General features: G+C 46.0%; 15 protein-coding genes. 7 read left to right on the forward strand and 8 right to left on the reverse strand.

The window, feature by feature from the left end:
* Window positions 1–618: 618 nt before the first annotated feature.
* The 8 genes from EO131_RS06480 to EO131_RS06515 all read right to left on the reverse strand — a co-directional run bounded on the left by EO131_RS06480 (window position 619) and on the right by EO131_RS06515 (window position 12,952).
* Window positions 619–1,167: a hypothetical protein gene (locus tag EO131_RS06480; RefSeq protein WP_127020097.1), complete on the reverse strand. Its 549-nt coding sequence runs from the start codon at window positions 1,165–1,167 to the stop codon at window positions 619–621.
* Between the two features lie 120 nt (window positions 1,168–1,287).
* Window positions 1,288–1,857, reverse strand: coding sequence for a collagen-like protein (locus tag EO131_RS06485; protein ID WP_127020099.1), 570 nt, complete (start codon window positions 1,855–1,857; stop codon window positions 1,288–1,290).
* Between the two features lie 211 nt (window positions 1,858–2,068).
* Window positions 2,069–3,622, reverse strand: coding sequence for a hypothetical protein (locus EO131_RS06490; RefSeq protein ID WP_127020100.1), 1,554 nt, complete (start codon window positions 3,620–3,622; stop codon window positions 2,069–2,071).
* A gap of 25 nt (window positions 3,623–3,647) precedes the next feature.
* A complete protein-coding gene (locus EO131_RS06495) occupies window positions 3,648–4,430 on the reverse strand; it encodes an enoyl-CoA hydratase-related protein (RefSeq protein ID WP_127020101.1) in 783 nt (260 codons plus the stop codon).
* Window positions 4,431–4,456: 26 nt separating this feature from the next.
* Window positions 4,457–5,890 carry a sensor histidine kinase gene (locus tag EO131_RS06500; protein WP_127020175.1) on the reverse strand — a complete coding sequence of 478 codons (1,434 nt, stop codon included), beginning with the start codon at window positions 5,888–5,890 and terminating at the stop codon, window positions 4,457–4,459.
* A 172-nt stretch (window positions 5,891–6,062) separates the two neighbouring features.
* Window positions 6,063–6,608, reverse strand: a complete 546-nt coding sequence (locus EO131_RS06505) for a CopD family protein (protein WP_127020103.1) — start codon at window positions 6,606–6,608, stop codon at window positions 6,063–6,065.
* Between the two features lie 19 nt (window positions 6,609–6,627).
* Entirely contained in the window at window positions 6,628–9,750 is a 3,123-nt protein-coding gene (locus EO131_RS06510) for a VPS10 domain-containing protein (RefSeq protein WP_127020105.1), read from the reverse strand.
* A gap of 67 nt (window positions 9,751–9,817) precedes the next feature.
* Window positions 9,818–12,952 (reverse strand): VPS10 domain-containing protein, encoded by a 3,135-nt coding sequence (locus EO131_RS06515; RefSeq protein WP_127020107.1) that lies wholly within the window; start codon window positions 12,950–12,952, stop codon window positions 9,818–9,820.
* A gap of 106 nt (window positions 12,953–13,058) precedes the next feature.
* Between EO131_RS06515 and EO131_RS06520 the strand changes: the two genes are divergently transcribed.
* The 7 genes from EO131_RS06520 to EO131_RS06550 all read left to right on the forward strand — a co-directional run bounded on the left by EO131_RS06520 (window position 13,059) and on the right by EO131_RS06550 (window position 20,372).
* Complete coding sequence (locus tag EO131_RS06520) at window positions 13,059–13,850, forward strand: 3-keto-disaccharide hydrolase (RefSeq protein WP_127020109.1); 792 nt, start codon at window positions 13,059–13,061, stop codon at window positions 13,848–13,850.
* Between the two features lie 11 nt (window positions 13,851–13,861).
* Window positions 13,862–15,289 (forward strand): Gfo/Idh/MocA family protein, encoded by a 1,428-nt coding sequence (locus EO131_RS06525; RefSeq protein ID WP_127020111.1) that lies wholly within the window; start codon window positions 13,862–13,864, stop codon window positions 15,287–15,289.
* A 2-nt stretch (window positions 15,290–15,291) separates the two neighbouring features.
* A complete protein-coding gene (locus tag EO131_RS06530) occupies window positions 15,292–15,813 on the forward strand; it encodes a DinB family protein (RefSeq protein ID WP_127020113.1) in 522 nt (173 codons plus the stop codon).
* Window positions 15,814–15,823: 10 nt separating this feature from the next.
* Window positions 15,824–16,951, forward strand: coding sequence for a DmpA family aminopeptidase (locus EO131_RS06535; protein WP_206512859.1), 1,128 nt, complete (start codon window positions 15,824–15,826; stop codon window positions 16,949–16,951).
* A 103-nt stretch (window positions 16,952–17,054) separates the two neighbouring features.
* On the forward strand, window positions 17,055–18,194 hold the full coding sequence (locus EO131_RS06540; protein ID WP_127020115.1) for an SPFH domain-containing protein: 1,140 nt from the start codon (window positions 17,055–17,057) through the stop codon (window positions 18,192–18,194).
* 148 nt (window positions 18,195–18,342) lie between these two features.
* Complete coding sequence (locus EO131_RS06545) at window positions 18,343–19,437, forward strand: TFIIB-type zinc ribbon-containing protein (protein ID WP_127020117.1); 1,095 nt, start codon at window positions 18,343–18,345, stop codon at window positions 19,435–19,437.
* Window positions 19,438–19,442: 5 nt separating this feature from the next.
* Entirely contained in the window at window positions 19,443–20,372 is a 930-nt protein-coding gene (locus EO131_RS06550) for an SMP-30/gluconolactonase/LRE family protein (RefSeq protein WP_127020119.1), read from the forward strand.
* Window positions 20,373–20,378 lie beyond the last annotated feature (6 nt).

Consider the following 20,378-nt stretch of genomic DNA (forward strand, 5'->3'; position numbering starts at 1 on the left):
CATGTGAGAAATCTAGTTTTTTGGTAAATGTTGAAGGGTGTATGGCAATGTTCAATTAACAATGGACAATAAGCATTGAGCTTTCCAACAATCCAATAATCCAATAATCCAATAATCTGACCATCGAACAAAAACCAACAACAGTCAATTGTTTGAAACGAATTCCACGAATTGTCACAAATGCATTCTACCACTTACAATTGTTCTCGACTTCCCCTTCGACTGCGCTCAGGGTGACAGACCGAACAGACAACAGCAAACAAATACATGAAAAAAGCCGAGCTAGGCTCGGCTTCCTTGTTCATGGTTAGTGATATCCTCAAGGGATTCGTATTTTAATGGTTCTTTATTTCCAAAAAGTTGAACAAAGGGGCCATTTGCTCTTCGTAGGTCATATTGTCCCAAACTTTTGCTTTGGTGTTATTGGCCATATTTTTGGCTCCCAAATCAATGTTTTTATATATAAAATTAAATCTATGTAAGAATTTTCTTTGGATTAAATTGACTCAACCCTGTTTTGAATTGATGGTTGCCCTATTCGGTTTGACGACTTGAAAACATGGCCGGCTCGAGGGCCGGCCTATGTTGAATCAAACAAAACTCAAGAGAAACTATTTTTTAATCCAATCCGAAGTAGGCGGCCACGGCATGGTAGTCGGAAGTGTTCACGCCTACGGCTTTCAGTTCTGACAATACATTGACATTTCCATTTTTGGCGGATGTTCCAATTTCTATGGCCACAATGAGCACCTCACTAAAAACATTTGATGGCATATTAAAGGGCAACCCATCCACACTGTCAAAAAATAGGATACTGGCATCTCCCAATTGGTCCTCTTCTTCTGCTAAATAAAAGAGAGTGGTATTAAATCCACCTTCTAATGAAGCACCGGGAACTGGAAAAACATATCCCCCAACCGAAGTCTTGAGATAAAAGAGAAAGGTAAATTTCGATTTGTCCAGCTGATCGGGAATATTGAAAATCAAGGTGGAGCCTCCATCCCAATTTGATACATCTACGGAGAAGGCCTGTACATTGGCATTGCCATTTACCCCGGGTACACCTTGTGGACCTTGCGGGCCTTGTTCCCCATCATCGCCAGAACAGGAAACCAATAGCGTTGCCATGCTTATCATGGCCAATGCAAAAAATTTTATTTTTTTCATGTGATAACTCTTTTAGTTGAAATTTTATTCTTGGCTAACCCTTTTTGTGGTTAAAAAAAGCCGAGCAAAGCCCGGCTTTTCCTGTTCATGGTTAGCTTATCCTTTTAGGATAAAAGGTTTTTATTCCAATCCGAAGTAGGCCGCCACAGCATGGTAATCGGAAGTGTCGACGCCAGCTGATTTGAGTTCTGCTATAATATCAGCATTGCCATTTTTATTTGCCAAAGAAGTTTTTTCAATAGCAACAACAATTACTTGGGTAAATGTCCCACCAGGGACAACAGCAGGGGTATCGTCAGATGAATTGTAGAAATCAATAAAAAGGGTGTTACCACCTGAAATTACATCAGAATAAACCGATGTATAATATAAATTATAAATTGGTCCAGGAATCGAATATACCAATCCATTGTTATCTACGATATAATAAAGAAATGCAAAGTTCTCAGGTTGATTGACAATATTTAATAAATCAAACTGGAGGTTGCCATAATTTGTAAATACCTCAAGATTATAACTAAACTGTTGCACATTAGCATTCCCATCAACACCGTCCACACCATCTTGTCCGTCGACTCCATCAACACCGGCGATACCTTGTGGGCCTTGTTCCCCATCGTCGCCCGAACAGGAAACCAATACCATTGCCATGCAAACCATGGCCAAACTAACTACTTTTAACGCTTTCATAATGATTAAATTAGGGTTATTTCTGCGCCAAATGTAGGGTGACCCAATGGCACATTTTTGCCCTAACTCACCAACACGGCCTATGGATTGATGGATGCGGAATTGGAGTTGATGAATGCTATAATAGCATAAGTATTTTCTTACTTTTTTGAAAATATTAAATAAAAAAGCCCCTAAAATAGAGGCTTTTATGTTTTTAAGAATGGAAGTCTTAATTGAAATCTACCTTCACCAATTGCTTTTTGTTCCCCCTTTTGGCATAGAAGAGCATTTCGTTGTCCTTTTCATCCTTTAAGGGTTTGGAGACCATTAAAGGCAAGCGGGCTTCTTCTTGGTCAATGATCTTTTCATAATCCATCACCCCATTGGCATCCAACGAAATCAGGAACACGTTCCGGTTGCGGCTCAACCCTTGTTTAAAGATCAACCGTTCGTTATTGATCAATTGGGGGTTTTCCGCAGCCGTACAAATAAAGAAATAGGTGTTTCCATCCTTGCAATAAGAGCTGTAGGACGCATAGGCCCCATCACCTTGGGTGACTTCGGTTTTGTTGATGTTCCGGGCCCAGACCATTGCACCGGACGGATCCAACTTCACGCTGACGATATCATTATGGTGGTAACGCTCAATACGGACACGTTGCCCAGCACCGGTCACCTCAAGGCCCGAGGTCACAAAATATTCCTCCGCATTGAAGAAAATTTCCTCTTTGGGGGTCACTTCCACATTCTTGAACACCAGGTTCTTGATATCCTTATCGTCTTCCCTGCCAAATTTATCGTCCATAAATTGCTGGGAAAACGGGTTGTATTTCTGGGATTTGATATCCAAGGTGGATGGATTTAGGTTGAAATAGGCAATGCCGTTGTAGCGATTGTCCTTTCTATCGGCGTAGAAGCCCACACAGACCAGTCTGTCGTTTAGCAAAATGGGATACAGCGCTTCCGGATATTTGCCCGGGTCAACAAAAGACTGGGATTGACTTCCAAATTGGGAAATTTTGACCAATTCGTACTGAAACTTGCGTTCGTCCACTTGAAATCGTCGCTTTTTAAAATAGGCCTTGCCCACCAAATAGATGGATTGCAGGTCGGGTGAGAAGGTCACGTTTTCAAAGGCATAGTTCTTTTCCTCGATCTCATCCGAAAAGTCGAACTCAAACTTTTTGTTAAGGGCGGTGTCGAACAAATGGATCATGTGTTTTTCACTCTTTCCCTTTTTGTGGTGCGTGCTGATCACGAATCCCCTTTTGTCCTCATCGAAAAGTATCGATGTGGTGAACCCATTGGAAAAGTTTCGGTTGAAATAGTTTTTGTCCACTGGGTTGTTCACTTCTTCGGAAGAGAGTGAGAGCAGTTTCACCGTTCGGAAATTGAAGGCGATGATGGGACTGGTGTGCACCCAATACTCGTATTCCCCACGGTCATAGTTGTAGTTCAGGAACAGCAGATTCAACTGGCCGTTCTTAAAAAAACCATCGATAAAATCGAGCCCCTTTACTTTGTAATTGAATTCTGAAACCAGTTCCAGATCACTGTTGTAGTGTTCAATCAAATAGCCCTTGGGCTTCAAGATCAAGCCCTGATAGTAGGCGCGTACTAAAATGTACCCCCCGGAACCATCTTCATCAATAGTCATGAGGTTGGAATAGCGATAGCGATCGTTGTATTTTTCTCCAAAATCATAGCTCACCGGCATTTTTTGTGCCGATAGGGCCCATCCTGACAGTAGGATAAAAAGAAGGACAAAATGTTTTTTAGTCATGGTTTGGATGGGTTAGGGCCGAAGGTCATGAACCCGGAAAGTCTGCCTTGCGCTTTTCCAGGAAAGCAGTGGTGCCTTCCTTAAAATCGTCCGTGCCAAAACAATGGCCAAAAGCATCGACTTCCACGGCATAGCCATCGACGTCATACTTAAAACCTGCATTTACCGCTTTTATTGCATGTTTTATGGCAACGGAAGAATTATTCGATATCCTGCCCGCAATTTTGACACAAAGCGGCACTAATTCCTCCAGGGAGGTCACGTGATTTACCAATCCATAGGCAAAGGCTTTATCGGCATCGATCATGCCCGCGGTCATGATCATTTCCATGGCACGGCCTTTTCCAATGAGCTGCGGCAAACGTTGCGTACCCCCATACCCGGGAATCACCCCCAAAGACACTTCGGGCAGTCCCATTCGGGCATTACTGCTGGCTACCCTAAAATGACAGGCCATGGCCAATTCAAGCCCACCCCCCAACGCGAATCCGTTTATAGCAGCAATAACTGGGGTTGAGAGATTCTCGATGGCGTTAAAAAGATTTTTTTGACCCAAGGCCGCCAATTGGCGACCTTCCTTTACGGAAAAATGGGCAAATTCGGAAATATCGGCCCCGGCCACAAAGGCCTTTTCACCGCTTCCGGTCAAGATGATGACCTTGATGTTCGCATCCTCATCCAATTCGGCAATGGCAACTTGCAATTCCTCAATGGTCCGCTTGTTCAGGGCATTCAGTTTGCTGGGCCGATTTATGGTAATGGTGGCAAAATTGTTCTCTTCCTCAATGTAGATGTTCTCGAAATCCATGTTGTTGCTTTTTTTGGTGCTTGGCATTATGCGCCAACAGCAGATGCTTTTTTATGTTCTTTGGGAAATTTGATGCAAAATACGGTGCCCTTTCCCATTTGTGAAGTAAAGTTAATGGTTCCGCCATAGTTTTCCACGATGTTTTTTACCATACCCAATCCAAGGCCCGTACCGCTGGATTTGGTGGTAAACTTGGGCTCGAATATTTTATGCCGGTTTTCATCCGAGATGCCCACGCCATTATCGGCCACGGAAATTTTTACATGTTCCCCTTCGGATGCAACAGTGACCAGAATACGGGGCGATTCCACATCTGGAACGGCCTGGATGGCATTTTTGACCAAGTTCGTGATCACACGGATCAATTGGGTACGATCCAATTTGGCAATGATTTCCTCTTCATCCGCTATAAAATGGATATAATCCTCGTTAAAGATTTCCAGTGCCAATTTAACCACCTTGACCACGTTCAACGTCTCGTTCTGCTGTGCCGGCATATCGGCGAAACTGGAAAAGGCCGTGGCAATATTGCTCATAGTATCGATCTGCTGGATCAATGTTTTGGAGAATTCGTTCACCTTTTTCTGGATATCGGGGTCGTTGGGATCGAACTTGCGCTCAAAGCTCTGTACGGTCAGTCGCAACGGGGTCAATGGATTCTTAATTTCGTGCGCCACCTGTTTGGCCATTTCCCGCCACGCCTGTTCCCTTTCACTACGGGCCAATTTTATGGCACTCTCTTCCAGCTCATCGATCATTCGGTTATAGGAATCCACCAACATGCTGATCTCCTCCCCCGGACTCTCTAAATAGATTTTTTCGTTCTGTCGGGTCAGGTTGGTCCTGTTTATCTTATCTGAAATGGTCTGAAGCGAACGGGTGATGTATTTCGAAATAAAGTAGGCCAAAATGATGGCGGCCAACAGCATCAACAAATACACCACTCCCAATCGGAAGAGGAATTCTTTGAGTTCCATATTGTTGAAACTGTTGTCCTCAAAATAGGGCAGGTTGAGAATGCCGATCGGTTTAAATTTTAAATCGGTAATGTAGGTGTAGGTGGCCTGATAAGTGTCCCCAGCTGCCCGTTTTTCCTCTACATACCTGCTTTCACCGGTTTCCAGCAAATAGTTGAGTACATTGGCATCCAAACAAGCTGAAATGGAATCTGACTCAAAACTGGGTCTGGAACTTTTGATCAAATTGCCTTCCAGATCATAGATGTTGAAATTCACGTTCTGCACATCGGCGATCTCGTAGATCTCGTCCCGAAAGATCAATCCCAAATTTTCGGTGGTTACGGGAAAGGTGGTCTCCCGCAGTACGTACTGCACGCTTTTGATCAATTGCTCCTCTTTGCGTTCGAGGCGATCCTGGTGATAATCCTTGCCCTGTTCCTTGTATTGATAGATCGTGACCCCGGCAATCAATACCGACGCAACGACCACCAAAGTGATCATGGCAAAGAAAATACGAGATCGCAATGAAAGTTTTCTGAACAAAACAGCCTGATTTGATGCTAAATTTAATCAATTATCGAGCCAAACAACCCGCTATTTCAAGAGCAGGGTTCAAGGTAAAAATTAAAATTGTTCCTTTTTGAACTTGGACTTGTACTTGTCTTTGCACGTGTTATGCGTTCGGGTGTTTCTCCCGGTAGCGTTTGTACAGCTTTATGCCCAACATCAACAAGATCATGAGCACAAACATACCCACGAGGCCGTAAATCCAGTTGAAGGCGCTTTTCAGGATTACCAAGAACACCACCGCAAACAGGATTATGGTGGCCACCTCGTTCCAAATCCGCATAAACTGGGATGTGTACCGAATATCGTCCCGCTGCATTTGTTTAAAGATCTGGTGGCATTTAAAATGGTAAACAAACAACAATACCACAAAGGCCAACTTAACATGCATCCACGGCTGTTGGATCCAGCTGGGCATCAAAACCATCAACCAAAGGGCAAAAATAGTGCACAAAATGGCCGAGGGCCAGGTGATGATATACCACAAGCGACGGGTCATCAGTTTCAATTGTTCGGACAGGATCTCTTTATCGGGAGATGGTTTTTGCCATGCCTCAATATGGTAAATGAATAACCTGGGGATATAGAACAGGCCCGCAAACCAGGTGACCACAAAGATCAAGTGCAACGATTTGATGTATGCGTACAGCAATTGCTTGGTATTTTAAATTTTACATTCGGATGGCACCTACGCCATTATCCCAAAGCTTTTTGTTGAATTCGGGGATATCGGATTTCATCAAAGTCTCTGCCCTTTGTTTCAATCCCACCCACTGGGCGTCCAATTCGTTCCTTCGATCTATGGAAGATTGATTGACCCTGGGCAACGAACTGTTGCTTTGGTTCATCAAAAATAGGTACTCTGCCGTAAACTTGTTCGGGAAATTCTCCACATCGTCATACGCTTGCGATTTACGCTGTACCATTTCTTCGTCCCATGTTTTCAGTTTGTCCAAAAGGGCCTGACCCTCCTTTTTAAGATCGGCATTGTCCAATTCCTTCATCAAATCCTTTAGTTGTCCCTGAACTTTGTACAACGTATTTATCTTGTTGTGCATGTCTGTGAGGTTCGCCTCCAATTCGTTCATGAACCGATCTTGTTCCTCAAAACGTTCCTGGGTCATGCCGGTATTCGGCGTTGGTATGACCATGCCTTGGGTAGAAACCGTTTTTCCCTCAGCCATCAAATTGATAATGTAATTTCCGGGCGGCACTTTGTGTCCTGTAAAATTGGCCTCGATGTACACTCCGGGGATGCCGGGCAAAATGGGGGTCTTCAAATCCCAGACAAAACGGTTCAATCCTTTTTCGGTTCCCAAAACCGGGGCCGGCGGTGGACCGCCACCGTTATGGGGCACATAGCTTTCATCCTTTTTGGAACTGAAAGATCGTACCACTTTTCCTTGACTGTTTTTGATTTCCAAGTTCACCTCGCTACTGTCCATCGCCTTCGGCAAATTATAGTAGAGCACCATTCCGTTGGCAGGATTGACCCCTTCGTATGGATTGGTGCCATCCACACTTTTGGAACTGCTGTTCATCGGGCTGCCCCAAAAACCGTGAAGGGCATCCTCAGGTTTGAAAAGTATTAATTCGTTGGCATTGCCTTGGTGTTGAGCCAAGGTGGTGATATTGTCCAAAATCCAGAACGACCTACCCGAGGTGGCAACGATCAAATCACCTTGATGCACTTTTAGATCGGTGATGGGCGTTTTGGGCAGGTTCAATTGGAGGGATTCCCAATTTTTTCCATCGTTCCAAGAAATGAAGAGTCCTTTTTCGGTTCCGGCATACAACAGCCCCTTGCGTTCTTGATCTTCACGGACCACTCGTGTGAATGCACCATACGGGAGTCCGCTGCTGATGTTGGCCCATGTTTTTCCATAGTCCGTGCTTTTGTACAAAGCCGGGGTGTAATCGTTGAACTTGTACCGGGTAGTTACGATGTAAACGGTAGCCGGGTCATGGGGCGATACTTCTATGGCGTTCACCAAACATTCCTGCAATCCTTTTGGGGTGATGTTTTGCCAAGATTCGCCTCCATTTTTGGTCACATGTACCAAACCATCATCGCTTCCGGTGTACATAACTCCTTTTTCGTGAGGTGATTCGATGATGTAGGCCAATGTACCATAGTTCTCGGCGCCTACTGCCTCATTGGTATAGGGCTCGCCTCCATTGCCCTGTTTATCATCCTGATCACGGGTAAGGTCCGGTGAGATTTCTTCCCAAGTGACCCCATTGTCGCGGGTGCGCAACACCAATTGGGCACCATGGTAAAAGGTACCCGGTTCGTGTTGGGACCAAATGATCGGTGCGTTCCAGTTGTAGAGGTACTTCATGTTGCGGGCCTCCCTGCCCAAATATTGGATAGGTGCGGCCATCACATCGGTAGACATTTTGGACTCCATATCCAATAGTTCGATGGTTCCCAAATAACTGCCTCCCATCACGTAACGGGGGTTGTCGGGGTCAAAGGCCAAAAAGGCACTTTCACCACCTGCGGAGTAATGCCAGTCTTCTTGGCTAATACTCCATCGTCCTACGGAAAGGCTTGCTATTTTAACTGAGGTGTTATCCTGTTGGCCACCATAAATATTATAAGGAAACAAATTGTCGGTATTGATGCGGTAGAACTGCGCCGTGGGCATGTTGTCTTGAAGGGTCCAATTTTCGCCATAATCAAAGGAAATGGTGGCCCCTCCATCATCGGCCAGTACCATGTTTTTGGAATTGCTGGGGTTGATCCAAAGATCATGCGTATCACCATGGGGTACCGAAATGGTTTTCCAGGTTTTACCGCCATCTTCCGATCGAAACATATTGGCACTCAATACATATACCGTATCCTCATCATTGGGGTCGGCAAACACTTCGATATAATACCAGGCACGCTGCACCAATCGATTGTCGCCACTTACCATGCTCCAGCTTTTGCCCGCATCGTTGGACACGAACAAACCGCCCTTATCTTGATTGGAATCACTTTCGATCAGGGCATACACCTTATCTGAATTGGCAGGACTGACCGCAATGGCCATTTTCCCTTTTTCCTTTGGAAGACCTTCCGTCAATTCGGTCCAAGTATCCCCGCCGTCGGTTGATTTGTACAATCCGCTGCCCGGACCCCCACTGATCACTACATGGGGCTTGCGTTGGTAGTCCCACATGGCTGCGTAGAGCGTTAAGGGGTTGTTGGCGTCCATGGACAGCTCCACGGCACCGGTTCCTTCATCCACAAAAAGTATGTTTTCCCAAGTTTTGCCACCGTCCTTGGAACGGTATACCCCTCTTTCCTTATTGGGGGCAAAGAGTGCTCCTTGGGCAGCCACATATACCACATCGGGATTGGTCGGATGGATGATGATCCGTGAGATATGTTGGGTTTTTTCAAGACCCAATTTGGTCCAGGTCTTCCCCGCATCGTTGGAACGGTACATGCCATCGCCATAGGAGGTCATCACCCCACGAGGCGCATGTTCCCCCATTCCACAATACACAATATTGGGGTGGGACGGGGAAACGGAAACCGCTCCCACGGAACCCATTTCAAAAAAACCATCGGAGATATTGTCCCATCGCCCTCCTGCATTGGTTGTTTTCCATAGGCCCCCTCCAGTGGTTCCCATGTAATAGGTCATTGGGTCCCCCACCACACCACTTGCGGTTACCGAACGGCCACCGCGAAACGGACCAATGTTCCTGAATTTAAGGGGTTGAAAATACTCGTTGGCGGTCTGGGCAAAAACCAGTGTCCCCATCATGGAACACAGGAACAATACTACTTTTTTCATGTAATGGCGTTCTTTAGGTGTATCATCAAAAATGCCCTTTTACGAGAAGCAAAAGGGCATTTCAAAATTATTCTTCGATGCTCAAATAATCCAATTGGAGCTTGTTGAACTCATCATTGAAGGCTGAGATTTCTTTATCCACCAAAGCATCAAAAGCAGTCAACTGCTCTTTGATCTTTCCGGAAAGTTCATTCTTCACGGCAATGTCCTGCTCGGTGGGCGGGAAATCATCAATGGAAACCAAACTGTTCAAGTGGGCGAGTTTGTTGGTCAATCTGATCGGGAAATTCAAGGGATCTTGGTTACTTCGGTTTTTGGTCTGATACAATGCCTTTTCGATTTCACTGAATTCCTCCTTCATCTTTTTGGCTTTGGCAACCAAGTCTTTGGTGGTCTCGTTATCCTTGTACTTTTTCACAAATTCGTCCAATTTACCATTGATGGCCCTGATCTTTTTAATGGATTGGTGGGCGCGATCAACCGTTTCGTTGATGTCCGTGATAAAATCGAACTGCGTTTGCATATCGGCCACCGAAACCTCGGCTCTTGGATCGGGCAAAATGGTGAACTGTTCGATTTGGTTATCCCCGTTAACGTTCAGACTTACCTTGTACGAACCGGGTACGGCTTTGGCGCCGTTCAAATTCGCCCACCACAAGATCATGCCCTGCAAACGCTCGGCTCCTTTGCCTCGGGTATCCCAAACAAAAGTGTTTCCACCTTTTTTGACTTCCAGTTTTTTGTCCTTTTCCTTGCTGTAGGTGCTATACGTTGCCAAGGTATCCCCATTCATTTTGGTATAGGTAAGGGCAATGCTGTCCTTATCGGCAACATCCTTCAGATAAAAATGGGTAATTACCCCGTTGGCCAAATTTTCACCTTCGGTCTTGGAAGGTCTTCTGGATTTGTTGCCTTTGGTACGATAGCTGTCCTTTGGCTTGTACAACACAGCACTTGCGGATTTCTTGGCATTGTCCAGCTGGTGCAGTAGGGTAAGGTCATCAATGACCCACAAGCTACGACCTTGGGTGGCCACAATCAAATTATCGTCTTTTATGGTCAGGTCGGTAATAGGCACAATCGGTAAATTCAACTGGAATTTTTCCCAATTCTTTCCATCATCAAATGAAATATACATTCCAGTTTCGGTACCTGCGTACAACAATCCCTTTCTTTTGGGATCTTCGCGAACCACTCGGGTAAAATGCTCATCCTCGATACCGTTGGTGATCAAGGTCCAGGATTTTCCATAATCTGTGGTTTTGTACAAATAGGGTTTAAAGTCGCCCAACTTATAACGGGTAGCTGCCACATAACAGGTGCCTTCATCAAACGTGGAGGGTTCAATGCTGTTGATCATGTTCCATTCCGGCATGTTGGTCGGGGTCACATTTTCCCAAGTTTTTCCGCCATCTTTCGTGACATGGATCAGGCCGTCATCACTACCTACCCACAGCAACCCTTCTTTCAACGGGCTTTCGTTGGCCGCAAAAATGGTACAGTAGTATTCCACACTGGTATTATCCTGGGTGATGGGTCCCCCGCTGGACACCAACTTGGTGGGATCGTTTCGGGTCAAATCCCCACTGAGCAACTCCCAGCTTTGCCCTTCATTGGTGGTCATGTGCACATGGTTGGAGAAGGTGTACAACTTATTGGAGTCGTGTTTGCTGAATATGATGGGGAAGTTCCACTGAAAACGGTACTTCATTCCTTCTGCACCATAACCCATAGGGTTATCGGGCCACACATTGATGCCTCGAACAGTTTTGTTCTTATGGTTGACGCGTGTTAAAAAGCCGCCGTAACTACCTCCATACACGATGTCGTTATCTTCTGGATCCACCGCAATGTGGGCAGACTCACCCCCTGCGGTTGATTCCCAATCGTCCTCACCAATGGAGTTGTCATCACTTCGGTAATTGATACGCAAGGTAGAGTTGTCCTGTTGGGCCACATAAATGCGATACGGAAACGCGTTATCCGTGGTCACTCTATAAAATTGTGCTGTGGGCTGGTTGTAATAGGTACTCCAGGTTTCCCCACCATCGTAACTGATCTGGGCTCCCCCATCATCACCAATGATCATCCGTTGGGAATTCTCTGGGGCGATCCATAAATCATGGTGATCGCCATGCGGCGCATTGAAAGTGCTAAAAGTCTTACCGCCATCGGTACTTTTGTGGTACTGAACGTTGAGTACATACACCAAATCCTCATCGTTGGTATCGGCATATACTCGGGTATAGTACCAGGCCCGTTGACGAATTTTTCGCTCTTCGTTGACCAAGCTCCATTTTTTTCCGCCGTCTTCCGACCGGTACAACCCTCCCTTGTCCTTGTTTTCCACAATGGCCCAAACGCGGTCACTATTCACAGGTGATACGGCAACCCCGATAATCCCCAAAGTATCTTTTGGGAATCCTTCGTTTTTGGAAATCTCTGTCCAAGTTTCTCCACTATCGGTACTTTTCCAAAGTGCAGATCCGTCGCCCCCACTGCTCAAGCTGTAAGGGGTACGTTGCACTCTCCAAGTAGATGCATACAAGATACGTGGGTTGTTCGGGTCGAAGGTCAAATCCACCGCACCGGCATGGTCGTTAACATATAGGATTTGCTTCCAAGATTTTCCACCATCGGTACTTTTATATACCCCTCTTTCTTTGGTGGGTTTGTAGATATCGCCCAAAACGGCCGCATAAACGGTATTATAATCAGTAGGGTGCACACGGATGCGCGGTACATGCCTACTTTTTTCCAAACCTGCCTTTTGCCAAGTCTTTCCGGCATCTTCCGTTTTCCAAACGCCATACCCGCTGGATACGTTTCCACGAACGGTAACCTCGCCACCGCCCACATAAATTACGTTGGGATCGCTTTGTGCCACTTCTACGGCACCAATACTGCCACCAAAATAGCCATCGGAAATGTTGTCCCAAGTGCGACCACCATCGGTGGTTTTCCAAACACCCCCACCCGTTGCTCCAAAATAGAACAGGTTGGGTTCACCGGGCACACCGGTGACCGCAGCAGAACGTCCACCTCGGAACGGTCCGATCAATCGATATTCCAAGCTGGAATACAGATCTTGGGGATAGGCCGGAGCCGCTTGGGTATTCTTTTTTCTTTGTGCGTGAGTGGGAGTAACAAATAACGTTGCGGCAAGCAAGAGCATGCCGAACCTGAAAAAGCAAGTCTTCATTTTTTTAATGTTGAGTTAGTCAGCCTTAAATGTAGTGAAAATGACGCAAAAAAAGTTCTTCAATATTTTGTACTTTAACCCTTCATAAAAAACCAATATCTGAACAATGAACAAACTTTTAAAGTTGGCGATGGTATTGCTACTGATTGCCGCTTGCAAGAACACAGCGCCCAAATCCGAAGAAACAACCACTCCACAAAACGAAACGACCGAAACCTCAGAATGGATCTATCTTTTCGATGGTACCAGTTTGGAGGGTTGGCGGGGCTACAACATGGACTCGCTTCCTCCCGGATGGACCATCAAGGACAGCACTCTCACCTTTGACACCGAACTTGGTCTGGAACAAAACTATACCGGCGGCAAAGACATTCTTTATGGTGCTGAAGAGTTCGATAATTTCGAACTGTACCTCGAATGGAAAATCCCCGAAGGTGGTAATAGTGGCATTTTTTACCATGTGAAGGAAGGCTATGATGGTCCTCCAGTTGTGGCACCCGAATACCAATTGATCGACGACGAAAACTACGCCAACATCCACGATTTGGTAGGCTACAATTCCCAATTTGGTGCCGAACATCCGGAGTTGCTTCAGGATTGGCAAAAAACAGGTGCCGATTATGCCATGCATGTGGCCGATGAATCCCAAAAACAACTGAATCCAGTCATGGAATGGAATTCCTCCAAAATCGTTTTTACCCCTGAAAAAGTGGAACACTGGCTCAACGGCAAAAAATTATTGGAGTTTGTACCCTGGTCAGAAGAATGGCAGGCCAAAAAGAATTCCGGAAAATGGGACAATGCCCCTGACTATGGAAAATTCAAAACTGGCTACATTGCCCTTCAAGATCATGCGAGCCCCATTTGGTTCAGAAATATCAAAATCAAAAAATTATAACCCACCCAACCATGAATAAAAGAGAATTTCTAAAGAAAAGTAGTGTTGGTGCATTGGGCATCATGCTCGCACCTTCCATATTAAAAGGAGGTTTGCCCAAAGAAAAGCTGCGCACCGCACATATCGGTGTCGGCAATATGGGCATGGAAGACCTTAAGGCCATTTCATCCCACGGTTCGGTGGATGTGGTTGCCCTTTGTGATGTGGATGCCGTCAACCTTTCCACAGCCCATAAAATGCACCCTGGTGCCCGAGTATTTTTTGATTATCGGGCCATGTTGGAAGAAATGGGCGATGAAATCGATGCGGTGATCGTTTCCACCCCCGACCATACCCATGCCCCTGCTTCGTTGATGGCCATGGAAATGAACAAACCCGTCTATTGCCAAAAACCGTTGACGCATTATGTGTCGGAATCCCGCGCCATGAAAAAAATGGCCGCCGAAAAAGGGTTGGTGACCCAAATGGGCATTCAAGTACATTCCTTTTACGATTATAAGCTGGCCACATTGTTGATCCAATCTGGGATTATTGGCAAGGTTCATACCGTGCATGCCTGGTCTCCCAAAAACTGGGGGTACGATGGTCCGTTACCCGAAGGCGAGGACCCTGTACCGGCACAATTGGACTGGAACCTTTGGTTGGGCACTTCCAAGGAACGTCCCTACAAAGAGGGGATGTATCACCCCGGTAATTGGCGAAAACTGATGGATTACGGGTGCGGCACGTTGGGCGATATGGGCGTTCATATTTTTGACACCCCCTACAATGCCTTGGAACTGGATGTCCCCAGAACCATCAAAACAGAATGTAGGCCTACCAACGGATTTGGCTATCCGGAACACAACACGGTCACTTACGAATTTCCACAGACGCCCTACACCACCAAGACCTTAAAATGGGTGTGGTATGATGGACCAGGTGCACCGGCCATGCACGAAGATTTATTGCTACCGGGTATGACCATGGATAAAACCGGTAAAGCCGCCGCCTCAGAAAACATGAAGGACAAAATGTCCCTCAATGCCAAAGTCGCTGCTGAAAATGAGCTACCAGAACAAGGTGCCATGTTCGTGGGTGAAAAGGGACGATTGTTGTTGCCGCACTTTATGCAATTGCCCAAGAAAATCAGAAAGGGCAAGTACGTGGACATTTCCAAAGAAATTGCAAAAGTTTCCGCCGAGCATAATTTGGGTGAACCCATTCGAAATTATGCAACGGAAGGTCCGAAACACTATCACCAATTTGTAGATGCGTGCTTGGGCAAAGGGGAAACCACAGCGCCTTTTGATTATGCCGCCCGTTTGACCGAAACCATTCTATTGGGAACCATTGCGGGGCGTTTCCCTGGTGAAACCTTGCATTGGGATGCGGAAACCGCCCGATTTAAAGAAGACAAGGCCAACCAATATTTGGCGGGTGATTATCGGGATTTTTAAAAATGGAAAAACAACCTTCAACAACACCTCAAGAGGAGTATTGGTTGAGTGGTCCAATCCCCGAAATACCACCTCTGTTGCAACCAGCGGCCCATGCGCTGCTGCAATCGGTGCGTGATGTAAAAACCTATATGACGGATTTTCCCGAAGAGCAACTTTGGGAAAATCCTTTGGATAGGGCTTCCGTGGGGTTTCACTTGCGACATTTAACAGGTGTGTTGGATCGTTTGCTCACCTATGCGAAAGGGGATGTTCTGACTACGAACCAACTGGCGTATTTAAAAAATGAGGGGAATGGACAAGACGCTCCATCAACCCAACAATTGATTGCCCATTTTGAAGAAAAGGTCAACGAAGCCTTGAACCATTTTAAGACCATCCCGGAAAATACGCTTACCGAAGCGCGTTATGTGGGACGAAAAAAATTGCCCTCAACGGTGATCGGTCTGCTTTTTCATGCCGCCGAGCATAGTCAACGGCATGTAGGGCAATTGTTGGTAACCGTGAGTGCGGTCAAACAATAAATCTGATGTTATGTCAAAACCAACTCGGGGCCTTTGTTATGTGTTTATCCTATTCCCGTTGCTGATGCTTTCCCAAAACCGACTTCGCGATCATGGTGTTGAAATTGGAGTGCTTAAACCGGGTGCTTTGAACGCTATCACCGATGTGCCAGGGGTACAGGTAGGGCACACCACCTTGATCAAAGGGGAAAACATCCGAACCGGGGTTACGGCCCTACTGCCGCACGGCGGGAATCTCTTTCAAGATAAAGTGCCTGCGGCCATTTATGTGGGCAATGGATTCGGAAAGTTGGCCGGTTACACCCAAGTAAAGGAATTGGGCAATCTGGAAACGCCGATCATCCTCACCAATACTTTGAGTGTGCCCACCGCGATGAATGCGGTAATTGGCTATACGTTGAATCAAGAGGGGAATGAAGCGGTCCGTTCCGTGAATGCGGTGGTGGGGGAAACCAATGATGGCTACCTCAACGATATCCGTGGCCGTCATGTGACCGAAACTGATGTACTGCAAGCCATCCAAAATGCAAAGACGGGACCTGTGGCCGAAGGCAATGTGGGTGCCGGAACGGGCACGGTCTGTTTTGGGTTTAAGGGCGGTATAGGAACCGCATCCCGAGTAGTGCCGAAACAATCCGGCGGATATACCGTGGGCGTTTTGGTGCAGACCAATTTTGGCGGGGTGTTGCAAGTGGCCGGTGTTGAAGTGGGCAAAAAACTGGGGCACTACTCCAACAGTTTCAAGTATTCACCAGATGGTTCCTGTATGATGGTGGTAATGACCGATGCCCCTTTGGATGCCCGAAACCTGGAGCGCTTGGCGAAACGAGCCATGCTGGGCCTCTCACGAACAGGAGGTATTGCCAGCAACGGCAGCGGCGATTATGTGATTGCCGTTTCCACAGCCGAAGCCTGCCGCATTCCCTACGAAAGCGAAAATCCTGTTCAAAACGCCCCGACTTTGCGTAACGAGGCCATGACCCCCTTGTTTTTGGCCACCATCGAGGCTACGGAGGAAGCCATTCTCAATTCCCTTTTTGCCAGCGAGACCATGACAGGAAGGGATGGACATAAAATGGAAGCATTGCCCAAGGAAAAGGTGTTGGAGATGTTGAAGGCCGCAGGCAGGATGGATTAAATTCATTCATCTGTAACAAACTCCCTTCATTTCATACTAATCCATCGGAAAGCTTCCACACTTTTTTTACCTTTAAGGAGCAAACAAGTTAAAAAACACTACCATGGATATTTTTGGAAAGATCAAGGAGAAACTCAGTAACGAGTTTATCGATATTGTCGAGTGGCTCGACTACACCGACGACACCATTGCGTATCGGTTCGAGCGCTATCAAAATGAAATCAAGAACGGGGCAAAACTGATCGTTCGCGAGGGGCAGACCGCCGTGTTTATCAACGAAGGCCAACTGGCCGATGTGTTCACACCAGGCACCTACGACCTCACCACCCAAAACCTGCCCATTTTGGCCACGTTAAAAGGATGGAAATACGGGTTCAATTCCCCTTTTAAAGCGGAGGTGTATTTTGTGAACACCCACCTCTTCACCGACGAAAAATGGGGCACCAAAAGTCCGATTACGTTGAGCGATGACCGATTCGGTTTAGTAGAAATCAGGGCCTTCGGCACCTACGCCTATAAAATTTCAGATGCCGGCAAGTTCATCAAGGACATTGTGGGCACCGACAGCAACTTTACCAATTTCGAGATCAACGAGCATTTAAAAAGCTTGATCGCCACCCGCTTTACCGATACTGTGGGCAAGGCCAATTTGCCCATTGAACTGTACGCGGCTAACACCACCGAACTTTCGGATACCTGTCGCGAAGTGATGGCCCCGGAATTTCAAACGGTGGGGATTTCCTTGGAGAAATTCTACATCGAGAACGTTTCCATGCCCGAAGAACTCAAAAAAGAAATATTCGAATACAGCCGTATCGATAAATTGGATCTGGACAAGCTGACCAAATTCAAAACGGCAAAAGCTATTGAAGCCGCTGCCCAAAATGAAGGTGGAACCGCCGGTGCCGGAATGGGCATGGGTATGGGCTTTGTTTTGGCCCAACAAATGGGTGGCATGATGGGTGGTACGACCCAAGCGCAACCCCAAATGGGTGCTGCACAGACCGGAGGGGCCATGCCGCCCCCGATGCCTGCCCAAACGCTATATTTCTATGCCACAAACGGTACGCAACATGGCCCAGTGACCTTTGAACAAATGCAATCCCTCTTTGCATCACGGACCATTAACCGCGATAGCTTGGTCTGGAAACAAGGGATGGCCAATTGGTCGGCCTTAAAGGATGTGGAAGAACTGAAATCGTTCTTGGGTGGTAATACCCCACCGCCGTTACCAACGGAGTAAATACACTAGATGTCATTTCGAAATGAGTTGCAAAGCAATGAGTGAGAAAGCTCGGTTAATTTATGGCTAGATTTCTCAGTCGCAAGCTCCTTCGAAATGACAGTCCATTTCAATTTGTTTAGATTTCCGCCTTTGCGGAAATGAAAGTATGGAAGAACCAACGATCCAAAAAACGGAACTCAAAAAAGCCTGCGTCAACTGTGGCGCAGAGCTGAAATACAAGCCGGGTACCACAAGTATTACTTGCGAATATTGTGGGCACTCGGAAACCATTCCCGTGGATGAAAGTGGGTTCAAAGAACTGGAACTGTACCCCTACCTCCAAGAAATGGGCTCCCAAAAGCACAGTGAGGAAATTTCCATGCTGCATTGCAAAAACTGTGGCGCCGATCAACATGTGGAGGAAAACTACAAATCGCTGCATTGTGTGTATTGTGGCCAGCCCTTGGTGATAGAGGATGCCTACAAAGAAAATTGGATCTTGCCGGGGGCCGTGTTGCCCTTTCAAATTGACAAAAAGGAATCGTTCCGAATATTTCAGAAATGGGTAAAGGGCTTGTGGTTTGCCCCGAACAATTTGAAAAAGGCCGCCCTGGACCCCCAATATACCAAGGGACTCTACCTGCCCTATTGGACCTTTGATGCCCAACTCTTTGCCTCCTATACAGGACAACGTGGGGAATACTATTACGAAACTAGGCGTGTTCGAAACGCCAATGGCAAAATGGTGACCCAACAGGTGCGAAAAACACGTTGGTATCCTGCTTCGGGTCAGGTTTCGGGCTTCGTGGACGATACCTTGATCAAGGCATCCCATCAAAAATCTGGTCGGATTCCGGGTAAAATCGCTTATTGGAACCTGAAAAAATTACAGCCGTTCGACTCGGGATTTTTATCGGGATTCGTGACCGAAAAATATACGATTCCACTTAAAGAAGGGCACCTGCACTCCAAGGAAGTCGCCCGAGACATTGCCACCCGATGGTGCAAACAGGATATTGGAGGCGATACCCAAAGGGTATTGTCGATGGATATGCAACTGTCCGAGGAAACGTTTAAACATATTCTCTTACCCGTTTATGTAAGTGCCTACCGATACAGCGGCAAGCAATACAACTTTTTCATCAACGGGGAAAACGGGCAAATCTCTGGCTCAAGGCCCTACAGCTTTTGGAAAATTTTCTTTGCTGTGCTTTTTGGGTTAATCATTATTGGAGTGATTGTTTTCTTATCTAAAAAGTAAGCATCATGAGAGTTCATTTTATGCTTTTGTTTGTTCTATTAGCCTCTTGCTCCAAACAAAGCTCCACCATCAAACTGCAATTTGAAAAAGATTTGATTCCTGAAGGCATCGCTATAGACCCTGTCTCTGAAAAAGTTTACCTCAACAGTCTTTTCAATAACAAGATTGTAAGGTCCAATTTGGATGGAAGCAATCCTGAAATCTTTATTGAGAATAACAAATTTGGCTATCTGCCAGGTTTTGGGATGACCATTAAAGGGGATACGCTTTTTGCGCTGGGGAACAGTCATGATACCCCGAGCAACCAATCCATTTTGTTATTATTGGACATTCCTTCTGGACAATTGGTCAAAAGATATGTCTTAAAAAGTTTGGAAAAAACGTATCTGAACGACATTGCTGTTAATTCCAAAGGTCAATTTTTCATTTCTGACTCTGAAGGTTCCAGCATTTATTCCTCAAATGGGAAAACGGACCATTTGGAAGTATTCTTTTCACATAAAACCATTGCACACACCAACGGTATAGCCATTTCTGATGATGGGCGACTACTTTACTTGGCCTCATTGGGGAGTGGCCTCCGTGTTTTGGACATTGCCACTAAAAAATTGATCAACCGACCCAATGATTATAAAGGTATTGATGGTCTCAAGTTTTATAAAAACTCATTGGTCGCCATTGTAAATGCAAGGCGTGATTCTGAAAAAAATGGGATATTTCAATTTAAGTTGATCCCTGAAGGCACAGAAATTATGAGTGCTTCCAAATTGATGGTATTTGAAAATCCTACGGATATCCCCACCACCTTTTCCATTAATAATGACGAGATGTTCTTTGTGGCCGATTCCCAAATGGATCTATTGGACGATATTACCAATCAGATTAATGACCCTACCAAACTTGAAAACTACCGATTGATTCGAAAGAAACTTTGATAACAA

The sequence above is a fragment of the Flagellimonas beolgyonensis genome, assembly GCF_003992615.1.
Classification (GTDB): domain Bacteria; phylum Bacteroidota; class Bacteroidia; order Flavobacteriales; family Flavobacteriaceae; genus Flagellimonas; species Flagellimonas beolgyonensis.